Genomic DNA, 20,292 nt, shown 5'->3' with positions numbered 1-20,292 from the left:
TTCGATGCCACACTGCATACGAAAAATGCTTGCATGGCATAACAGTATCTACCGGTCCGCAGAAAGCGGTAAACCCGTAGCCCGGCTAAGGCGCAATGCGCCGCAAGCCGGGAAAAGGCTTTTATGCCGATTTTTGCGCGTCCAGATGTACCCCAATATAGCGCTGATAGCGGTTGGCCTTCAGGTAGGTCAAGTCCACCAGCACCAGACCATCCACGCAGTTGTTGAAATCCGGGTCGCTGCCGAAATCGATAAACTGCACGCCGCCCGGCTCGCAAACTTCAGAGTACTGCTTATACAGCGGCGGGATCGCGCAGCCGAGGTTGCCGAGCAGGGACTTCAGCCGCGCCAGATCGTCGTTGTAATCTTCTCCGCCAAACTGCGCCAGCACATCGGGCAGCGAGGCCGGATAAGGGCGACGCGACTCCGCCAGCGGATGCGTCGCCGGGAACCACAGTCGATAGAACGCGACCAGCAGATCGCGCGCCGACGGCGGCAGCCCGCCGGAAATCGACACCGGGCCGAACAGATAGCGATAGTGCGGATAGCGCGCCAGATACGCGCCGATGCCGGACCACAGGTAGTCCAGTCCGCGGCGGCCCCAGTAGCGCGGCTGGATAAAGCTGCGCCCCAGCTCAATTCCGTGCTGCAGAATATCGTCCATGCGAGCGTCGTAATGGAACAGGCTGTAGCTATAGACGCCGTTCAGGCCGCGCTTTTCCAGCTGCATCGCGGTCGGCATAAAGCGGTAAGCGCCGACGATTTCCAGGTCTTCTTCATCCCACAGAATCAGATGCAGATAGTCGTCGTCGTAACCGTCAACGTCGCGACGTTTGCCGCTGCCTTCGCCCACCGCGCGGAAGGCGATTTCCCGCAGGCGGCCCAGTTCGCGCAGCACCGGCGCATCTTCCTGGCCGCGGCGCTGCCAGAGATAAATCACTTTGCCATCCGCCGTTCGCCCCAGCGTTTCCGCCCGTCCCAGTTCGCGCTTGAGCAGGGCGCGGTCTTCGGGTCGGGCGATAGCGCTTTCGCTTTTAAATACGCCGGGCTGCCCTTTTGCCAGCAGCTCCAGGTGGCGATAGCAGCGTTCGGTCAGCTCGCGAACAGAGCGCAGAGGATCGAACCAGCTTGACCAGGCAATCTGTTGGCCGAAATTAACCGGCAGGCTGCCGTTGCGGCGGCGAAACATTTGCTGCATCAGCAGCAGCAGCGGCAGGCTATCGGAAATCAGCGTGCTGGCGTAAAACAGCGCGCTGTTGCGCGCGCGGATCCACGCCGGCAGCAGCGGGGCGCGATATTTCGCCGCCAGCTTAATAAATCCGGAGTGCCATTTTTTATCGCGAATACCGCGCCGGGTGAGGCGTGAAACTTCACCCGCCGGGAAGAAAATCAGCACGCCGCCGTTTTGCAACTGCTGGTCCATCTGCTGCAGCGCCGCTTTGGCGGTTCGGCCGTTGATATTATCGACCGGAATAAACAGCGAGCTCAGCGGTTCAAGGTGGGTCAGCATGCGGTTGGTGACCACTTTGACGTCGCGACGCACGCGGGACACCGCGTAGAGCAGGGCCAGGCCGTCAAGCGTACCGGTGGGGTGGTTGGCGATAATGACCAGCGGGCCATGTTCGGGGATTTGTTCGAGATCGTGCGCCGGGATAGCGCAGCGGATATTAAGATGTTCGAGCACCTGTTCGACCGTATCCAGTCCTTTCAGGTGATGATGACGCGCGGCAAACTGCTGAAACTCTTCCTCATGCAGGAGCTTTTTCAGCACCTTTTTCTGCCAGAGCGCTGGCTTTGCCTGAGGCCACAGGTCATCGATGACATTGTCGAGACTAAACATAGCGGCACCTCCTCCGTCCTGCCCAGACAGTAGAAGGCGCAGATGTCGCTCAGATTACAGTTGAGTGAAGATTTGGGATATTTCCCCGGGTTGCGGCTGGCGCCTTACCCGGGCTACCGGCCCACAGACGGTGGTGAACCCGTAGCCCCGGTAAGCGCAGCGCAACCGGGGGAAGCCTGGCAATGAACCCGGCAACCGGAGCAGATCGTAGCCCCGGTAAGCGTAGCGCGACCGGGGGTTTACTGGCGTTCGCCGCACAAAAAATCGTGAATTTCGCCACCCCAATTATCGGGATATAACCCGCGGCGTACATCCCGGTGAAAGGTTGAAAAAGGCCAATCACAAACCTGTCGTACCCAACCGTGTTTTACAGGATTAATGTAGGTGTAATCGATATGCCGGCGGTAGTCATCTTCATCGCGGATTACATGTTCCCAGAAACGCGGTTGCCAGACATTTTCTTGTTTTAATGCTTTGCTAAAGCAACCTTTTATGTCCCGCCATCTGGCGGAGAAATCGCTATCGTCTCCGGGTAATGTCCAGATGCAATGAAGATGTTCAGGAAGGATAACCCATGCATCAATGTAAAAGGGTTTTCGCCGTTTGATGGTGAGGATGGCGTGACGTAAAGTTCCGATGTGCTCGGTCAGAAGTCTGCTTTTTCGGTTTCGCAAATTAACTGTAAAAAACCAGGTTCCACCCTTCAGGTAATAACGACGGTAGGCCACCATGCAGCGCTCCTTTGCAAAAGATAGCGTCTTAAGCGGCAGGATAGAGTCGGGGTAACAGTCTGGCAAGAATCCAAAGATAATGGTGGAAAGAGTCTCGCAACTTTCTGCAGCAGAGGAATTCCCCGGGTTGCGGCTGACGCCTTACCCGGGCTACCGGAGCAGGTTTGTAGCCCCGGTAAGCGTAGCGCGACCGGGGAACGGTAATAGCCGAATTAACGCAGGATTTTCTTTTCGGCGAGATCGAGGGCGAAGTAGCTGAAGATCAGATCCGCGCCGGCGCGCTTGATTGCGCCGAGGCTTTCCAGCACCACTTTCTCTTCATCGATAGCGCCGGCCTGGGCGGCGAACTTAATCATCGCGTATTCACCGCTCACCTGGTACGCGCCGAGCGGCAGGTTGGTGCGCTCGCGCAGATCGCGCAGGATATCGAGATAGGGACCGGCCGGTTTGACCATCAGGCAGTCGGCGCCCTGGGCTTCGTCCAGCAGCGATTCGCGAATCGCTTCGCGGCGGTTCATCGGGCTCATCTGATAGGTTTTACGATCGCCTTTCAGCGCGGTACCCGCGGCTTCGCGGAACGGACCATAGAACGATGAAGCGAACTTAGTGGAGTAGGACATAATCGCCGTATCGGTAAATCCGGCGGCGTCCAGCGCCTGGCGAATGGCCTGCACCTGGCCGTCCATCGCGGCGGACGGGGCGATAAAATCCGCGCCTGCGGCAGCGGCGACCACCGCCTGCTTACCGAGGTTGGTAAGGGTTAAATCGTTATCGACACCGTGGTCGCACAGCACGCCGCAGTGGCCGTGGGAGGTGTATTCGCAGAAACAGGTGTCGGACATCACGATCATCTCCGGCACCGCCTCTTTACAGATGCGGGACATGCGCGCCACCAGGCCGTTTTCGTTCCAGGTATCGCTGCCAACGGCATCGGTATGATGGGAAATCCCGAAGGTCATCACCGAACGGATACCGGCGTTGGCAATGCGCTCGATTTCGCGCGCCAGGTATCTTTCCGGAATACGCATCACGCCGGGCATCGCTTCGATGGCTTTGTAATCGTCGATTTCTTCTTCAACAAAGATCGGCAACACCAGGTCGTTCAAACTCAGTGTTGTCTCTTCAAACATGGCACGTAGCGAAGCGGACTTGCGCAGTCGGCGCGGGCGAGTGATTAAATCTGTCATGGTTTGCCTGATTTTGTGAAATGAAAAAAGCGAGTTTACCTCAATTGGCGGCGGGATGTTTCGCCAAAACGATCCTTATCTATCGTCGGCAAAACATCCCAACAGGTTACTGGCTGGCGGTCTCAATCCCGGGGCGGTCGCCGCTTAATTCGCTGACCAGCTCGTTGACGCCATCGCTCATGTTGTTGAAACGCGTCAATGAAGAGCGGGTGACCACCACGAAGGCGCCGACGTTAGCCTGCGGGTTCATCGCCATGTAAGTGATAAAACCGCCGCCGCCGCCGGTCTTCTGAATAATGCCCGGCTGGCCGTTTTTCGGCTTCATGTAGACCCAGCCGAGACCCAGCGCATCGGCTTTGCCCGGCACGTCCATCCCGATCACCCTCGTCAGCTGGCTGCGTTGATAAATGAGCGTCTGCATCCGGTCCGCCTGCTGCCCGCGGGTGAAGAAATCGGAAGAGAGGAACTGCTGCATCCAGCGCATCATATCGCCAGGCGTGGAGTAAACGCCGCCGCTGCCGATGGCCGCCAGCGTATTGTTGCACGGGCTGGCCCCTTTCTCCGGGATCATCAGGCGCCGGCACTGATCGGGCGAAGGCGTAAAGGTGGTGTCTTTCATCCCCAGCGGACGGGTAATCTGCTCTTCAAACAGCTGCGGCCAGGGCTTGCCCGCGGCGGTAGAGAGCGCATCGGCCAGTAAATCGAACGCCAGATTGGAATAGGCGGCCTGGGAACCCGGCGCGGCTTTTAACGTTGCCGTGGAGAGCCAGTTCCAGCGCTGCTGGCGCGTTGGCCAGACGAACACCGGACGATGCGCCGCGCCGCCTGGCTGCTCGCGCGGCAGGGCGCTGGTATGGGTCGCCAGATTCACCAGCGTAATGGGCGCTCCCTGATATGTCGGCACGCGCGCGCCCGGCGGGGCGTATTTGCTCAGCGGATCGTTGAGCTTCACCACGCCCTGGTCGAGAAGTTTGACCAGCATTTCGCTGGTCATCAGCTTGCTCAGGGAGGCGATGCGAATCACCGAATCGAGCTGCGGGTGCTCATTATTGCCCGGGCGCGTCTCGCCGAAGCTGCGGAATACGCGCTGGTTACCATCGATAACCACCAGCGCCATGCCGATCGCGCCGCTGCCGTAGTAGATATGGTTAGCGTAACGGTCGACAACATCCGCAGCGAATTCCGGGTCGACGCTCGGCTGCGCGGCCTGGGCCGATGTCAACGACGCCGCGCACAGCGCAGCAAAAATGAGCAGACTACGTTTCAACGGGGGCATCCATCATGGTGAAGAAAAATATAGAGCGTATTTATACTACGAAGCGCCGCCGAGCAAAGCGCTAATAACGCCATTCTGTGCGGAAAAACGTAACCTGGCGTAAAAAATCCTTTTTTTGCTTTCGGATAGCGGCTTTCGCCTGCGGGCGCGTATGATATTCGTTTTGGCTAAACATGGGTGGCAAGAGACGATGGCGGCGAAACGGGTAGTGATGGTAGTGGATATGCAAAATGGCGTTTTCGCGACGCCGCGTATTGAGCGCGAGCGCTGCGCGGCGCAAATTAACCGCCTGATAAACGCCGCGGATACCGTTATCTTCATTCAGCACTGCGAAGAGGGCGGTCTGGAAGAGGGGAGCGAAGGTTTTGCTTTGCTGCCTGAACTGCACCAGCCGGCAGGCGCGTTGTTCGTGACCAAGACCGCCTGCGACGCCTTTTACCGCACCCGCCTGGAAGAGGTGCTGCGCGAACATCACATCACGCAGTTTGTGATTTGCGGCTGCGCCACCGACTACTGCGTAGATACCACCATCAAAAACGGCGCCAGCCGGGGCTATGCGATTACCGTCGCTGAAGATGCCCATACCACAGCCAACCGCCCGGCGGCGCAGGCCGTCACGCTGATCGCCCACTACAACGAGGTGTGGCGTACGCTGACCGTTCCGGGCAATCCTTTACAGGTGAAATCGACAGAAACAATTCTGAACGGATGGTCGGCGAACTAAGCTGCTGATATCCGGTCTCATCATCCGCCCACTTTGCTTCGCTGCGACGGCTTTGCGGCGGGCGTCTTTGTGGTACACAGCACAGCAAAACGAAAAAGAAGTTAGCAGGAGAGCATGATGTTTAAATCCTTTTTCCCCAAACCGGGGCCGTTTTTTATTTCTGCCTTTATCTGGTCGCTGCTGGCGGTGATCTTTTGGCAGGCGGGCGGCGGCGACTGGCTGCTGCGGGTCACCGGCGCATCCCAGGATGTGGCGATTAGCGCGGCGCGCTTTTGGTCGCTCAACTACCTGGTGTTCTACGCGTTCTACGTATTCTGCGTGGGCGTTTTCGCCCTCTTTTGGTTTATTTACAGCCCCCACCGCTGGCAGTACTGGTCGATCCTCGGCACCTCGCTGATTATTTTCGTCACCTGGTTTCTGGTCGAGGTCGGGGTGGCGATCAACGCCTGGTACGCCCCGTTCTACGATCTTATTCAGGCCGCGCTGGCGACGCCGCATAAGGTCAGCATTAACCAGTTTTATCAGGAGATTGGCATCTTTCTCGGCATCGCGCTTATCGCGGTGGTCATCGGGGTGATGAACAACTTCTTCGTCAGCCACTACGTTTTCCGCTGGCGTACCGCCATGAACGAACACTATATGGCGCACTGGCAGCATCTGCGCCATATCGAAGGCGCGGCGCAGCGTGTGCAGGAAGATACCATGCGCTTTGCTTCCACCCTGGAGAGCATGGGCGTCAGCTTCCTTAACGCGGTGATGACCCTTATCGCCTTCCTGCCGGTGCTGGTGACGCTCTCCGCGCACGTCCCGGATTTACCGATTGTCGGCCACCTGCCCTACGGCCTGGTGATTGCCGCCATTGTCTGGTCGTTAATGGGTACCGGCCTGCTGGCGGTGGTGGGGATCAAGCTGCCCGGCCTGGAGTTCAAAAACCAGCGCGTTGAGGCAGCCTATCGTAAAGAGCTGGTGTACGGCGAAGATGACGCCAACCGCGCGACGCCGCCGACGGTGCGTGAGCTGTTTGGCGCCGTGCGCCGCAACTATTTCCGCCTCTATTTCCACTACATGTATTTCAATATCGCCCGTATTCTGTATCTGCAGGTGGATAACGTTTTCGGTTTGTTCCTGCTGTTTCCGTCGATTGTTGCCGGTACGATTACGCTGGGCCTGATGACCCAGATCACCAACGTCTTTGGCCAGGTCCGCGGTTCATTCCAGTATCTGATTAGCTCATGGACTACACTGGTTGAGCTGATGTCTATCTACAAACGTCTGCGCAGCTTCGAGCGTGAGCTGGATGGCAAAGAGCTGCAGACCGTGACGCAAACATTAAGTTGATCAACGCAAGGATGAACCATGCCGGTAGCGCAATCCCGAATCACTTCTCTCACCCTGACGCTACTGGCAGGGATTGTCCTCACCGCCTGCTCCAGCAAGCCGGAGCCGGAGCTGAAAAAGGGCGAAAAGGCGATTGATGTTGCCACGGTGGTGCGGCAGAAAATGCCCGCCAGCGTGAAAGATCGCGAGGCCTGGGCGCAGGCCATCGCCAAAACCTTTGCCAGCCAGAAGCTGGCGCCGACGGAAGAGAACGTCTGTTCGGTGCTGGCGGTGGCGCAGCAGGAGTCCAACTATCAGGCCGACCCGGCGGTGCCGGGGCTGAATAAAATCGCCTGGCAGGAGATTGACCGCCGGGCGGAGAAAATGCATATCCCGGTTTTTCTGGTGCATACCGCGCTGAAAATCAAATCGCCCAACGGCAAAAGCTATAGCGAACGCCTCGATAGCGTGAAAACCGAAAAGCAGCTGAGCGCGATTTTCGATGATTTTATCGGCATGGTGCCGATGGGGCAGAAGCTGTTCGGCTCGCTGAACCCGGTGCATACCGGCGGCCCGATGCAGGTCAGCATCGCCTTCGCCGAGCAGCATACCGACGGCTACCCGTGGAAAATCGACGGTACCGTGCGCCAGGAGGTGTTCAGCCTGCGCGGCGGTCTGTGGTTCGGCACCTATCATCTGTTGAACTATCCGGCGAACTACAGCGTGCCGCTGTACCGTTTTGCCGATTTCAACGCCGGATGGTACGCCAGCCGTAACGCCGCCTTCCAGAACGCCGTCTCTAAAGCGACGGGCGTGAAGCTGGCGCTGGATGGCGATTTGATTCGCTACGATAGCGACGAGGCCGGAACCACCGAACTGGCGGTGCGCCGGTTATCCTCACAGCTGGCAATGAGCGATGATGATATCCATCGTCAGTTAAAGAAGGGCGATACCCTGGCGTTTGAAGAGAGCGATCTCTATAAGCAGGTGTTTCGCATTGCCGATAAGAAAGCCGGCAAAACGCTCCCGCGGGAGGTGCTGCCGGGCATTCAGCTTGAGAGCCCGAAAATCACCCGTAACCTGACGACCGCCTGGTTTGCCAAACGCGTTGACGACCGGCGGGCCAGCTGTATGGCGCGCCGTTAGCGGCGGCTGCGCCAGCGGAATATCAGCCCAGGAATACCAATGAGCACGCAGCCCGCCAGGAAGGGAATCAGGCCGAACAGGGTACCGACCACCAGGCTAATCTCGACCCGCGGGCGGCTGCTGTCCTGCATTTGAATCAGATGCTCAAAAACGCCGGGCGCGTGGATCAGCATACTCAGCATTTGCGCACCGGCCCAGAAGCAAAACAGCACAAACAGAGCGTAAGCGATGTTGCTGCCGGTGAGAGAGCCCCTCTTTTTGCCGCCGTTGACGGTCTTTGCAAAGGTGAACTCTGCCATCTTGACCTCCGTACTTCACTTTCTTGCCGTTTTTTCCACGGCGACGTAGAGGGTAATTCTGGCAACGAAGGGGGGATTTCAGTATCAGATTGCTGGTAATTTCCGCCCAGGAATATTCCTGATTTCATCGGGTTGTGAGTTTGCTACAAATTTGTGAAATTTAGACCGATATCGCAATGTGCGACAATTCTCAACGCCGCTACAGACCCGCGGTGGCGGCTATGCGAAGATGCTTTTTTTGTTGTCGGAGTGGTTATGAAACTCACGGAAAAAATCCGCCGCGATTGGCACTACTACGCGGTAGCGCTGGGGTTAATTTTTATTATGAATGGCGTGGTCGGGCTGCTCGGGTATGAAACCGAAGGCTGGCGTTCTTACGCGGTTGGGCTGGTGACGTGGGTCATTAGCTTCTGGATTGCCGGGTTTATTATTCGCCGCCGCCCGGCAGAGGAAGCGTGAACCGGAGGTGGTGAACCCGTAGCCTGGCTAAGCGCAGCGCGAGCCGGGAAGATGCCGGGCTGATACATCAACCCCGGCGCACTCCCCGGGTCGCGGCGTAAACGCTTACCCGGGCTTAATTCATCGATGTTTTCAGCGCCCGATCGGCGGCGTGACGCTCAAGCGCCAGCTCAATCAGGCGGCTAATCAGGCTGGTATAGTCCAGACCGCTGGCCTGCCATAGCTTCGGATACATGCTGATGTTGGTGAAGCCCGGCAGCGTATTGATTTCGTTAATCACCACGTCGTTATCGGCGGTCAGGAACACATCGACGCGCGCCATGCCGCTGCAGCCGAGGGTCTGGTAGGCGCGAACGGCGATCTCGCGAATTTTATCGTTTACATCGCTGTCGATGGCCGCCGGAACCACCACCTTCGCGCCCTGATCGTCAATGTACTTGGTGTCATAGGCGTAGAATTCGCTGTTGAGGACGATTTCACCGCAGGTGCTGGCCTCGGGATTATCGTTGCCCAATACCGCGCACTCGATCTCACGCCCTTTAATCCCCTGTTCAACCACCACTTTATGGTCAAATTCGAAGGCCAGGGCGACGGCCTGCTGATACTGCTCTTCGCTGTTGACCTTGCTGACGCCCACCGAGGAGCCCTGGTTCGCCGGTTTGACGAACAGCGGCAGGCCCAGCTTCGCCTGCACTTCGGCAAAGCTCACCTGATGACGGTTGGCGCGGGTCAGGGTAATAAAAGGCGCAATCGACAGCCCGGCATCGCGCAGCAGACGCTTGGTCACGTCTTTGTCCATGCAGGCGGCGGAGCCGAGGACGTCGGAGCCGACGAAGGGCAGGTTAGCCATCCGCAGCATACCCTGCAGAGAACCATCTTCCCCAAGGGTGCCGTGAACAATCGGGAAAATGACGTCGATGGCCGCCAGCGGCTGGCCGCTATCGGCGTTAATCAGCTGCTGCGCTTCGCGTCCGGGAATTTGCGCCAGGGTAATATCGGATGGGCGCAGGGCAATATGGGCGGGGTCCTGCGGATTGAGCAGATAGTTGCTGGCGTCGTTGATATGCCACTGCCCCTGCTTATCAATCCCCAGCAAAACGACGTCGAAGCGCGTTTTGTCGATGGCTTCCACGATATTTTTCGCTGACTGTAGCGATACTTCATGTTCTGCCGACTTACCGCCGAAAACGATCCCAACCCTCATCTTAGCCATTTCAACTTCCATCATGATTACATCAAAGGGCATAACATAGCATGTGAAACGGCCGCCTGGCTGCCATAATATTCACCGGGTAAAGCATTGGGAGGCAGCGCGTGAAAGGAAAAGGGCTTATCGTTCTGTTGGCGCTGCTGGCGGCCGGATATTACGGCTATCGTTATCTTCCCGCGCACTATAACCCGCTGGCGCCGCTGCGTCTGGAGGATCCGCCGGGGTTCATCACCCACTATAAGCTGCGGCGATTGACGCCCGGACAGTGCGCCAACCTGCTGAAGGAAGCGAATCAGCGAAATCTCATCACCAGCCGGGCGGTGGCCGATAGCGGGGGAGAGTGCCCCCTGCAAAACGTGGTTCGGGTACGCGATTTTGGCGCGGTAAAGCTTAGCAGCAGCTTCCTCGCCAGCTGCCCGCTGGCGTTAAGCAGCGCGCTGTATCTGCAACAGCAGGCGAAACCGCTGACTCGGCGGATGCTGGGGCAAGAGCTCCGCCAGGTCGACCATTTTGGCAGCTATGCCTGCCGTAATATTTACCATCGTCAGAACGCGCGGCGCAGCGAGCACGCTACCGCGGAGGCGCTGGATATCAGCGGCTTTCGTTTGGCCGATGGCCGACGTATCAGCGTGCTGAAAGGGTGGCCCGATGCGCAGTATCACCCCTGGCTGCAGGCGTTACTGGCCGGCGGTTGCAGCTATTACGGCAACGCTTTAGGGCCGGACTATAACGCGGCCCATGCGAACCATTTTCACCTCGGTATGCGCGGCCAGGGGTTCTGTTTCTGAGCATAACTCGCTGTATACCACGCTTTTCACCATGAAATTATTCGCAACAGGGCAATCTGGTGTCATAAAACACTAAACTCGCCGTCAGCGCATCTCTGGTAGTACGTCGGACAGGGGAAATTGCTAAGCTAGTTAATAATTGCCAAAAAATTAATGAATACGCGTAGTTATGGAATCCTGGAAGGTTAATCTTATCTCCGTCTGGTTTGGCTGTTTTTTTACCGGCCTGGCCATCAGCCAAATTCTTCCCTTTTTGCCGCTGTACGTTTCCCAACTGGGCGTGACCTCGCATGAAGCGTTATCCATGTGGTCGGGCCTGACGTTTAGCGTCACTTTTCTGGTGTCGGCGATTGTCTCGCCGATGTGGGGGAGCCTCGCCGACCGCAAAGGGCGCAAGCTGATGCTGCTGCGCGCCTCGCTGGGGATGGCCATCGCCATTTTACTTCAGGCGTTCGCCACCAACGTCTGGCAGCTGTTTATCCTGCGCGCGGTGATGGGACTGACTTCCGGCTATATTCCCAACGCCATGGCGCTGGTGGCGTCTCAGGTTCCGCGCGAGCGTAGCGGCTGGGCGCTGAGCACGCTGTCGACGGCGCAGATCAGCGGCGTGATTGGCGGGCCGCTGCTCGGCGGTTTTCTGGCTGACCACGTCGGTTTGCGCGCCGTATTTATCATCACCGCGATTTTGCTGACCGTAAGCTTTCTGGTGACGCTGTTTCTGATTAAAGAGGGCGCCCGGCCGCAGGTCACGAGGGCGGAGCGGCTGAGCGGCAAGGCGGTATTTGCCTCGCTGCCCTATCCGGGACTGGTGATCAGCCTGTTTTTCACCACTCTGGTGATCCAACTTTGCAACGGCTCAATCGGCCCGATTCTGGCGCTGTTTATCAAGTCGATGGCGCCGGATAGCAATAACATCGCCTTTCTCGCCGGCATGATCGCCGCCGTGCCGGGCGTGTCGGCGCTGATTTCGGCTCCCCGTCTGGGGAAACTGGGCGACAGGATCGGCACCTCGCGGATCCTGCTGGCGACGCTGTGCTGCGCGGTGGTGATGTTCTTTGCCATGTCGTTCGTTACCACCCCATTCCAGCTTGGCGTCCTGCGGTTCCTGCTCGGTTTTGCCGATGGGGCGATGCTGCCGGCGGTGCAAACCCTTCTGCTCAAATACTGCAGCGACAGCGTCACCGGGCGTATTTTCGGCTATAACCAGTCGTTTATGTATCTTGGCAACGTGGCCGGGCCGCTGATCGGCGCGTCGGTCTCGGCCATGGCCGGCTTCCGCTGGGTGTTTATCGCCACGGCGGTTATTGTCCTGATCAATATCTGGCAGCTGGCCATCATGCTGCGCCGCAGCCGCCGTCCTGCGGCTTAATTCCGCTCTTTCTCCTCGGCCGCGATGGATGCGACAGCGTCAGTAGCGGCCTCGGTGTTCCTTAAGCTTTAAATGTATCACCGATCACAAAACGATCATTTTCCCCTCTCATCCTCTTCTATTCCTGACTGTTACGCGTATACAGTTACGCGTAACAGTTATTGAAAAAGAGGTTTTATGCGAAATTTATTTGATTTGTCAGGGAAGCGCGCGCTGATCACCGGATCCGCTCAGGGGATTGGCCATCTGCTGGCCGGCGGCCTCGCCGAGTACGGCGCGGAGATCATCATCAACGACCGCACCCAGGCGCGCGCGGACCAGGCGGCGCAGGCGCTGGTGGCGCAGGGTTTTCATGCGGTAGGGGTCGCCTTTGATGTCACCCGGGCGGCGCAGGTCGAGCAGGCGATAGCCCGCATCGAAGAGGAGATCGGCGCCATTGATATTTTAATTAATAACGCCGGGATCCAGCGGCGTTTCCCTTTTACCGAATTTCCGGAGGAGGAGTGGGATAACGTTATTGAGGTCAATCAGAAGGGCGTTTTCCTGGTTTCACAGCAGGTGGCGAAATATATGATGGGCCGCCGCGCGGGGAAAATAATTAATATTTGCTCAATGCAGAGCGAGCTGGGGCGTAAAACCATTACGCCTTACGCGGCCTCGAAAGGGGCGGTTAAAATGCTGACTCGCGGCATGTGCGTTGAGCTGGCCGAATATAATATTCAGGTTAACGGTATCGCGCCGGGATATTTTGCCACCGACATGACGGCCGCCCTGGTCAACGATGAGGCGTTTTCCGCCTGGCTGTACCAGCGTACCCCGGCGGCGCGCTGGGGAAAACCGGAAGAACTGATTGGTGCCGCGGTATATCTGGCCTCGTCGGCGGCAAACTTTGTTAACGGTCATTTGCTGTTTGTGGACGGCGGAATGCTTGCCGCTGTCTGAATCACTTCGCGTCCTTCGGGCAGCAGCGTGCCCGCACTACCTGAAGGACAGAGTATTAAACCCGTGTGATGATATTGATATCTGAGGAGTGCTTATGCACATGCTCGCGAAATTACCCGCGCGTCGCTGGTGGTATTTAATGCCGATTATATTTATTACCTATAGTCTGGCCTACCTTGACCGTGCGAATTATGGTTTTGCCGCTGCGGCGGGAATTGAAAGCGATTTGGGTATTACCAAAGGAACGGCATCGCTTATTGGCGCGCTATTTTTTCTCGGCTATTTCTTTTTCCAGGTACCCGGCGCGATATATGCGGTAAAACGCAGCGTGCGAAAAATGATTTTCTTTAGCCTGATTTTATGGGGATTCTGCGCGGCGGCGACCGGGTTCGTCAGCAATATTCCGATGCTGATGGCGATTCGCTTTACCCTTGGTGTGGTTGAGGCGGCGGTGATGCCGGCGATGCTGATTTATATCAGCAACTGGTTTACGAAAACCGAGCGTTCGCGCGCCAACACGTTCCTTATCCTCGGAAACCCGGTAACGGTGCTGTGGATGTCCATCGTTTCCGGCTACCTGATTCAGGCGTGGGGCTGGCGCGAAATGTTTATCATCGAAGGCATTCCGGCGGTACTGTGGGCGGTATGCTGGTGGATACTGGTGCGCGATAAACCGTCCGAGGTTTCCTGGCTGAACGAGCAGGAAAAAGAGACCCTGCAGAAGGTGATGGACAGCGAGCAGAGTCATATCAAGCCGGTGCGCAACTACGGTGAAGCGCTGCGCTCGCGCAATGTGATCATGCTCTGCGCCGTGCACGCGCTGTGGAGCATCGGCGTGTACGGCTTCATGATGTGGATGCCGTCGATTCTGAAGAACGCCGCGCAGATGGATATCGTGGCGGTGGGCTGGCTGGCGGCGGTGCCGTACCTGGCGGCAATTATCCTGATGCTGACGGTCTCCTGGCTGTCGGATAAGTTCCAGAATCGTAAACTGTTTATTTGGCCGTTATTGCTGATTGCCGCTATCGCTTTCTTTGGCTCCTGGCTGGTGGGCAACCAGGCGTTCTGGCTCTCCTATGCGCTACTGGTCATTGCCGCAGCCTGCATGTATGCGCCGTATGGGCCGTTCTTCGCGCTTATTCCTGAACTGCTGCCGCGCAACGTTTCCGGCGTATCGATGGGCTTAATCAACAGCTTTGGCGCGCTCGGCGCTTTCCTCGGCGCGTGGCTGGTGGGGTACCTCAACGGGATTACCGGCGGGCCGGGGGTTTCCTATACCTTTATGGCTGTCGCGCTGCTGTCCTCCGTCGTGCTGATGTACAACGTGCGCGCTAACCCGCAACCCGTCTCCCCGGTGACGGCAAAAAAGGTTGCCGGCTAACATAAACCGCCGCTGCTGTGGTAAGGTTCTCTGCGAGCATAAAAGTCGCTTGTCGTAGAGAACCTGATGAAAAACAACCGGATGACATTGCAGGATATCGCCAACCTGGCGGGGCTGAATAAAATGACGGTCAGCCGTTATTTACGTGACCCCGGCCAGGTTTCTGAGCGCAGCCGTGAGCTGATTTCAAAGGTCATGGAAGAGAATAACTATATCCCTAACCGCGCCCCGGAAATCCTGCTTAACGCCCGGAGTAAAACGATTGGCGTGCTTATTCCCTCCTTCCGCAACCAGATTTTTGCCGATGTGCTGGCCGGCATTGAGTCGGTGACCTCCGCGCACCAGTATCAGACCCTGATTGCCAACTACGAATATGACCCGCAGCGCGAAGAGCGCGAAGTGCTCAATCTGCTCTCTTATAATATCGATGGGCTGATTTTGACCGGGAAGCAGCACAGCGATCGCATGGTGCAGTACGTGCGCGCCAGCGGTATCCCCGTCGCTGAACTGATGGACTACGGCGGCCAGCAGCTGGATATCCAGGTGGGGTTCGATAACGAAAAGGCGGCGTGGGATATGACCCATGCTTTTCTTGAGAGCGGCAAACGGGCGATCGCCTTTTTTGGTTCAATGGACGATCCCCGCGATTTAAGCCGCTTCCGCGGCACCGAGCTGGCGCTGGCGGAGCACGGCCTGAAGGCGTATCACATGGCGCCGCGGACCATCTCCTCGGTTGCGCTTGGCCGGCAGATGTTCCTGCAGATGCAGCAGACGCGCCCGGATATTGACGCCATTTTTTGTACCAACGACGATCTGGCGGTGGGGGTGCTGCTCGAGTGCCAGGCGCAGGGGAAAGCCGTTCCGCAGGAGATCGCCATCGCCGGTTTTCACGGGCTGGAAATTGGCCGTGCGCGGCTGCAAAAAATAGCCAGCGTCATTACCCCACGTTATGAAATCGGTAAAACGGCGAGCGAAATACTTATTGCGCGCCTGGCCGGTAAAGACGCGCCGGACAGCGTGAATCTGGCCTACCAGATATATTATGGCGATACGTTATAGTTATCGATAGAATAGCGATATTCCATTTTATTCTTATTTGTTAAAGTTGGTTATGATGCTTATTAATCCGCATTGAGTAAATTCCTGGCGGGTGGCATGCAAAGAGCAAAACGTTTCGCTTGTTATTCACCAGCGTGGCCAACTTTTTTAAAAAATAATAGTGGCAACCGACGGCTAATGTATGACATAAATAGCAGACTACGGACCTCGCATAAGGATAAAGTGCTGTGAAGAATCTCATTGCTGAGCTACTGGTAAAACTCGCCCAAAAGGAAGAAGAATCGAAGGAGCTGACGGCCCAGGTTGAGGCGCTGGAAGTGGTGGTGACCGCTCTGCTACGTCATATGGAGCAGGACGCCCAGCAGGCGCTCATCACCGATATTGAGCAGGCCATCGATGAGGCCAGCCCCGGCCCGCTGGTGGATGACCGCGATACCCAGCTACTGCAGCAATATATAAAGAAGCTGTTACGGCATCCTCGTAGTTAGTTTTGTGACAGGGTATGGATGCTGTCATTTTACTGTCACATCGCTTTTATACAGTCTCCCTCGTTTTGTTTTTTAAAGTATTTTTTACATGGAGACGATAAAAGTGAAATTAAGCGCCCTGTTTATTGCCCTGCTGCCTCTGCTGGGCTCCCCGATTATTCACGCAGAAACAACAACCGCACCGGTTCTGGAAAATCGTGCCGCGCAGGGCGATATCACCACGCCGGGCGGCGCGCGTCGTTTAAGCGGTGACCAGACCGAGGCGCTGCGCGCTTCGTTAATCAATAAACCGGCTAAAAATATTATTTTGCTGATTGGCGACGGAATGGGCGATTCTGAAATCACCGCCGCGCGAAATTATGCAGAAGGGGCGGGCGGCTTCTTTAAAGGCATTGACGCGCTGCCGCTGACCGGCCAGTACACCCATTATTCTCTGGATAAGAAAACCGGCAAGCCGGATTATGTCACCGACTCCGCCGCTTCCGCAACGGCCTGGACCACCGGCGTGAAAAGCTATAACGGCGCGCTGGGCGTGGATATCCATGAAAAAGATCATCAGACCATCCTTGAGCTGGCGAAAGCGGCGGGCTTAGCCACCGGTAACGTCTCCACGGCGGAACTGCAGGACGCCACTCCCGCTGCGCTGGTGGCGCATGTGACGTCGCGTAAATGCTACGGCCCGAGCGTGACCAGCGAAAAATGCGCCAGCAACGCGCTGGAAAAGGGCGGTAAAGGTTCCATTACCGAACAACTGCTGAACGCCCGTCCCGACGTAACACTGGGCGGCGGCGCGAAAACCTTCGCGGAAAGCGCGACGGCCGGTGAATGGCAGGGCAAAACGCTGCACGATCAGGCGGTAGCCCGCGGCTACCAGATCGTCACCGACGCCAGCTCGCTGGCCGCCATTAGCCAGGCCAATCAGGACAAACCGCTGCTCGGTCTCTTCGCGGAAGGCAATATGCCGGTGCGTTGGGAAGGCCCAAAGGCGTCTTATCACGGCAATATCGATAAGGCGGCGGTGACCTGTACGCCGAACCCGAAACGCGATGCATCGGTGCCGACGCTGGCGCAGATGACCGAAAAAGCCATCGATCTGCTGAGCAGCAATGAGAAGGGGTTCTTCCTGCAGGTGGAAGGCGCTTCTATCGATAAACAGGATCACGCGGCGAATCCGTGCGGTCAGATTGGCGAGACCGTCGATCTGGACGAAGCGGTACAGAAGGCGCTGGAATTTGCCAAAAAAGAGGGCAATACCCTGGTTATCGTCACCGCCGACCACGCTCACGCCAGCCAGATTATCCCGGCAGATACCAAAGCGCCGGGCCTGACGCAGGCGCTGAACACCAAAGATGGTTCGGTGATGGTGATGAGCTACGGCAACTCTGAAGAAGAGTCGATGGAACATACCGGCACCCAGCTGCGTATTGCCGCCTACGGCCCGCACGCGGCCAACGTGGTGGGTTTAACCGACCAGACGGACCTGTTCTACACCATGAAAGCCGCACTTAATCTGAAATAACCGGGCGCCGGTGATGAATTTTCGTTACCGGCTGGTTTTTTCTCCATCAGCGACCAGACTTACAGAGATCCACTCATAGAGGATGGTGCGATGAAAATAACATTACTTGTGACCCTACTTTTTGGCCTGGTATTTATGACAGCGGTGAGTGCCGCGGAAAAAGAGTTGACCCCTCAGCAGCAAAAGATGAGCGTCTGCAATAAAGAAGCGTCATCGAAGTCGCTGAAAGGGGATGAGCGTAAAACGTTTATGAGTAGCTGCCTGAAGAAAGATGGCGCCGCGCAGGACGGTAAGGGGCTAACGCCTCAGCAGCAGAAAATGCGCGAGTGTAACGCTCAGGCGACCCAGCAGTCCCTGAAAGGGGACGATCGCAGCAAATTTATGAGCGCCTGCCTGAAAAAACAGGTGTAAGAAATGGGCGGGTGAGGGAAACTTCACCCGCTATTCGCTATTGCAATCAGGAACGGCTCAGCTTCTCTGATTTCTCCATGCACTTCACCATCGCTTCGATGACGGCGGAACGGAAGCCTTTTTCTTCCAGCACGCGCACGGCTTCGATGGTGGTGCCGCCGGGCGAACACACCATATCCTTCAGCGTTCCCGGATGCTCGCCGCTTTCGAGTACCATTTTGGCCGAGCCCATCACCGCCTGCGCCGCGAATTTATAAGCCTGCGCGCGGGGCATTCCGCCAAGCACTGCGGCGTCGGCCATCGCTTCGATAAACATAAAGACGTAAGCCGGCGCGGAGCCGCTGACGCCGACCACCGGATGAATCATCGGCTCAGCAATGATTTCCGCCTGACCAAAGCAGCGGAATATGGTCAGGATCTCCGCGGTTTCTTCGGCGCTGACCAGCGCATTCGGCGTGACCGACGTCATCCCCGCGTTGACCAGCGAAGGCGTGTTGGGCATCGCGCGGACTATTTTGCGGTCATGGCCTAAGGCGCGCGCCAGCTGGTCGAGCGTCACGCCCGCGGCGATAGAAACCACCAGAGAGTCTTTATTCAGGCTGGAGGCGACGTCGCTGAGCACTTTTACCATCACGCCCGGCTTTACGGCGCCAAAAACGATATCCGCCACCTGAGCCACTTCCTGCGCGCTTTGCGCCGCATTAATGCCGTATTGGTCGTGCAGGGCCGCCACTTTATCCGGCGACGGGGTATAGACCCAGATTTGACCCGGCTGCACCTGCCCGCTGGCGATCAGGCCGCCCAGGATGGCCTTGCCCATGTTGCCGCAGCCGATAAAGCCGATTTTCTTCTCCATCACCAATCCCCTTTGTTTGTTTTATCGTTAGCGATATAGCTTAACATCTTGTTGCTTTCGCGGAAGGCAAAAGCAGGCGACAATACGGCATCTCTTTTTCATCGACAGGAGCCGCAATGGCTATTTGGGTTGATGCGGACGCGTGTCCGAACGTCATTAAAGATATTTTGTTCCGCGCCGCCGAGCGCGCGCAAATCTCACTGACGCTGGTTGCTAACCAGCCTCTGCGCGTCCCGCCGTCGCGCTTTATCCGCACGCTGCGCGTGGCGCAGGGGTTTGACGTGGCGGATAACGAAATCGTACGTTTATGCGAGCCGGGAGATCTGGTGATTACCGCCGATATCCCGCTGGCGGCGGAAGTGCTGGAGAAAGGCGGGGCGGCGCTGAATCCACGCGGTGAACGCTACAGCGAGGCGACCATTCGCGAACGCCTGACGATGCGCGACTTTATGGAAACGATGCGGGCCAGCGGCGTGCAGACCGGCGGCCCGGATAGCTTATCCCAGCGCGATCGGCAGCAGTTTGCCGCCGCGCTGGAGAAATGGCTGTTAGACGTTAAGCGCCAGCAGGGTTAAACCCAGCTGTCGTCGTCGCTGCCGAAATCATCATTGCCGAAACCGGCGTCAAAGTCGGCGTCATAATCGTTGTTGTCGGCGAGGAACTGCCCGTCATCCTGGCGGAAGGTATCGTCAGCGACGCTATTGTCCTGCGCCTGGCTGAGATCCGGCTGCGGTTTCTCTTCGATGATATTGACGATCTCCTGCGGATGCGAGCCGCTAAACATATTGGTCAACATGTTTCCCAGCACCACGCCGCCCGCGACGCCTGCCGCCGTTTGCAGCGCGCCGGCCATAAAACCGCCGCCGCTGCGCGACGCCTGAGGGGCGTAGTTCTGCTGCTGCGCCTGCGGAGCATACTGAGGCTGGGCGCCGGCCTGCGGTCGGCCATACTGCTCGGCGCCAGGAATCGGGTCGGAACCGCGCGACTGACCGCCGCCAAACAGGCCTGAGAGAAACCCGCCGCTGCTCGGCTTCGCGGCCTGAAGCTGGGTCACCTGGCTCTCCAGCGCCTGAATGCGGTCGTTGAGCTGTTTGATCGCCGCTTCCTGAATCAGAATCGTTTGCGCCATATAGTAAGGGGCGAACGGCTGCTCTTTAATGTGCCCGGCAATCCGCTCCTCAGCGCTGGCATCCCGTGATGCGCTGTGGCTCTCGGCCTCTTTTAATCGGGAAAACAGTCCATCGATAAGGCGTTGCTCTTCAGATTGCATACTACATACCTCTGTCATAC

21 protein-coding genes are annotated in these 20,292 nt (G+C 57.4%); 13 read left to right on the top strand and 8 right to left on the bottom strand.

The genetic code is table 11. The annotated features are described in order from the left end of the window. Positions 1-121: 121 nt before the first annotated feature. The 4 genes from SIK97_RS25650 to ampH all read right to left on the bottom strand — a co-directional run bounded on the left by SIK97_RS25650 (position 122) and on the right by ampH (position 5,025). The gene (locus tag SIK97_RS25650) at positions 122-1,840 is read right to left on the bottom strand and encodes a lysophospholipid acyltransferase family protein (RefSeq protein ID WP_057173161.1); all 1,719 of its coding nucleotides are present in this window, start codon (positions 1,838-1,840) and stop codon (positions 122-124) included. A gap of 239 nt (positions 1,841-2,079) precedes the next feature. After that, positions 2,080-2,571 carry an REP-associated tyrosine transposase gene (locus SIK97_RS25645; RefSeq protein WP_064392185.1) on the bottom strand — a complete coding sequence of 164 codons (492 nt, stop codon included), beginning with the start codon at positions 2,569-2,571 and terminating at the stop codon, positions 2,080-2,082. 212 nt (positions 2,572-2,783) lie between these two features. Next, a complete protein-coding gene (hemB, locus tag SIK97_RS25640; protein WP_057173160.1) occupies positions 2,784-3,758 on the bottom strand; it encodes a porphobilinogen synthase in 975 nt (324 codons plus the stop codon). A gap of 106 nt (positions 3,759-3,864) precedes the next feature. After that, positions 3,865-5,025: a D-alanyl-D-alanine-carboxypeptidase/endopeptidase AmpH gene (gene ampH, locus SIK97_RS25635; protein ID WP_014837555.1), complete on the bottom strand. Its 1,161-nt coding sequence runs from the start codon at positions 5,023-5,025 to the stop codon at positions 3,865-3,867. A gap of 220 nt (positions 5,026-5,245) precedes the next feature. On the opposite strand from ampH, the gene SIK97_RS25630 reads away from it, so the two are divergent. From SIK97_RS25630 to SIK97_RS25620, 3 genes are all read left to right on the top strand, one after another. Continuing rightward, on the top strand, positions 5,246-5,758 hold the full coding sequence (locus SIK97_RS25630; RefSeq protein WP_160741885.1) for a cysteine hydrolase family protein: 513 nt from the start codon (positions 5,246-5,248) through the stop codon (positions 5,756-5,758). Between the two features lie 117 nt (positions 5,759-5,875). Next, positions 5,876-7,096 carry a peptide antibiotic transporter SbmA gene (sbmA, locus tag SIK97_RS25625; RefSeq protein WP_046877017.1) on the top strand — a complete coding sequence of 407 codons (1,221 nt, stop codon included), beginning with the start codon at positions 5,876-5,878 and terminating at the stop codon, positions 7,094-7,096. An 18-nt stretch (positions 7,097-7,114) separates the two neighbouring features. Then, positions 7,115-8,221, top strand: coding sequence for a DUF1615 domain-containing protein (locus SIK97_RS25620; RefSeq protein ID WP_046877016.1), 1,107 nt, complete (start codon positions 7,115-7,117; stop codon positions 8,219-8,221). Here SIK97_RS25620 and SIK97_RS25615 read toward each other — a convergent pair. Continuing rightward, entirely contained in the window at positions 8,218-8,520 is a 303-nt protein-coding gene (locus tag SIK97_RS25615; protein ID WP_009653569.1) for a DUF2755 family protein, read from the bottom strand. The two genes, SIK97_RS25620 and SIK97_RS25615, sit on opposite strands and share 4 nt — an antisense overlap. A gap of 255 nt (positions 8,521-8,775) precedes the next feature. Here SIK97_RS25615 and SIK97_RS25610 point away from each other — a divergent pair, with 255 nt between their 5' ends. Beyond that, positions 8,776-8,979 (top strand): DUF2754 family protein, encoded by a 204-nt coding sequence (locus tag SIK97_RS25610; protein ID WP_004132489.1) that lies wholly within the window; start codon positions 8,776-8,778, stop codon positions 8,977-8,979. A 115-nt stretch (positions 8,980-9,094) separates the two neighbouring features. On the opposite strand, the gene ddlA is transcribed toward SIK97_RS25610, so the two are convergent. Continuing rightward, the gene (gene ddlA / locus SIK97_RS25605; protein ID WP_057173163.1) at positions 9,095-10,192 is read right to left on the bottom strand and encodes a D-alanine--D-alanine ligase; all 1,098 of its coding nucleotides are present in this window, start codon (positions 10,190-10,192) and stop codon (positions 9,095-9,097) included. 101 nt (positions 10,193-10,293) lie between these two features. Here ddlA and SIK97_RS25600 point away from each other — a divergent pair, with 101 nt between their 5' ends. From SIK97_RS25600 to psiF, 8 genes are all read left to right on the top strand, one after another. Beyond that, entirely contained in the window at positions 10,294-10,977 is a 684-nt protein-coding gene (locus SIK97_RS25600; RefSeq protein WP_014228135.1) for an extensin family protein, read from the top strand. 169 nt (positions 10,978-11,146) lie between these two features. After that, on the top strand, positions 11,147-12,346 hold the full coding sequence (locus SIK97_RS25595; RefSeq protein ID WP_014228136.1) for a multidrug efflux MFS transporter: 1,200 nt from the start codon (positions 11,147-11,149) through the stop codon (positions 12,344-12,346). Positions 12,347-12,523: 177 nt separating this feature from the next. Continuing rightward, positions 12,524-13,288: a gluconate 5-dehydrogenase gene (idnO, locus tag SIK97_RS25590; RefSeq protein WP_014228137.1), complete on the top strand. Its 765-nt coding sequence runs from the start codon at positions 12,524-12,526 to the stop codon at positions 13,286-13,288. Between the two features lie 94 nt (positions 13,289-13,382). Then, a complete protein-coding gene (locus SIK97_RS25585; protein ID WP_004848153.1) occupies positions 13,383-14,669 on the top strand; it encodes an MFS transporter in 1,287 nt (428 codons plus the stop codon). Positions 14,670-14,735: 66 nt separating this feature from the next. Continuing rightward, the gene (gene idnR, locus SIK97_RS25580; RefSeq protein WP_014837560.1) at positions 14,736-15,728 is read left to right on the top strand and encodes a DNA-binding transcriptional regulator IdnR; all 993 of its coding nucleotides are present in this window, start codon (positions 14,736-14,738) and stop codon (positions 15,726-15,728) included. A gap of 227 nt (positions 15,729-15,955) precedes the next feature. Further along, positions 15,956-16,216 carry an anti-adapter protein IraP gene (iraP, locus tag SIK97_RS25575; protein WP_004848155.1) on the top strand — a complete coding sequence of 87 codons (261 nt, stop codon included), beginning with the start codon at positions 15,956-15,958 and terminating at the stop codon, positions 16,214-16,216. A gap of 88 nt (positions 16,217-16,304) precedes the next feature. Beyond that, positions 16,305-17,735: an alkaline phosphatase gene (phoA, locus tag SIK97_RS25570; protein ID WP_025107196.1), complete on the top strand. Its 1,431-nt coding sequence runs from the start codon at positions 16,305-16,307 to the stop codon at positions 17,733-17,735. A gap of 90 nt (positions 17,736-17,825) precedes the next feature. Beyond that, positions 17,826-18,146: a phosphate starvation-inducible protein PsiF gene (gene psiF, locus SIK97_RS25565; RefSeq protein ID WP_004132478.1), complete on the top strand. Its 321-nt coding sequence runs from the start codon at positions 17,826-17,828 to the stop codon at positions 18,144-18,146. A gap of 46 nt (positions 18,147-18,192) precedes the next feature. Here psiF and proC read toward each other — a convergent pair whose 3' ends face one another. After that, positions 18,193-19,002 carry a pyrroline-5-carboxylate reductase gene (proC, locus tag SIK97_RS25560; protein ID WP_004848157.1) on the bottom strand — a complete coding sequence of 270 codons (810 nt, stop codon included), beginning with the start codon at positions 19,000-19,002 and terminating at the stop codon, positions 18,193-18,195. A 116-nt stretch (positions 19,003-19,118) separates the two neighbouring features. Between proC and SIK97_RS25555 the strand changes: the two genes are divergently transcribed. After that, positions 19,119-19,577 (top strand): YaiI/YqxD family protein, encoded by a 459-nt coding sequence (locus SIK97_RS25555; RefSeq protein WP_009653579.1) that lies wholly within the window; start codon positions 19,119-19,121, stop codon positions 19,575-19,577. On the opposite strand, the gene SIK97_RS25550 is transcribed toward SIK97_RS25555, so the two are convergent. After that, positions 19,574-20,272 carry a DUF2076 domain-containing protein gene (locus SIK97_RS25550; RefSeq protein ID WP_014228142.1) on the bottom strand — a complete coding sequence of 233 codons (699 nt, stop codon included), beginning with the start codon at positions 20,270-20,272 and terminating at the stop codon, positions 19,574-19,576. The genes SIK97_RS25555 and SIK97_RS25550 overlap by 4 nt on opposite strands. Between the last annotated feature and the right edge of the window lie 20 nt (positions 20,273-20,292).

It is taken from the genome of Klebsiella sp. JN_Kp126, from assembly GCF_033843325.1.
Taxonomy (GTDB): domain Bacteria; phylum Pseudomonadota; class Gammaproteobacteria; order Enterobacterales; family Enterobacteriaceae; genus Klebsiella; species Klebsiella michiganensis.
The sequence above is the reverse complement of the archived record's forward strand: the minus strand, read 5'-3'. Positions and strand labels throughout refer to the sequence as shown.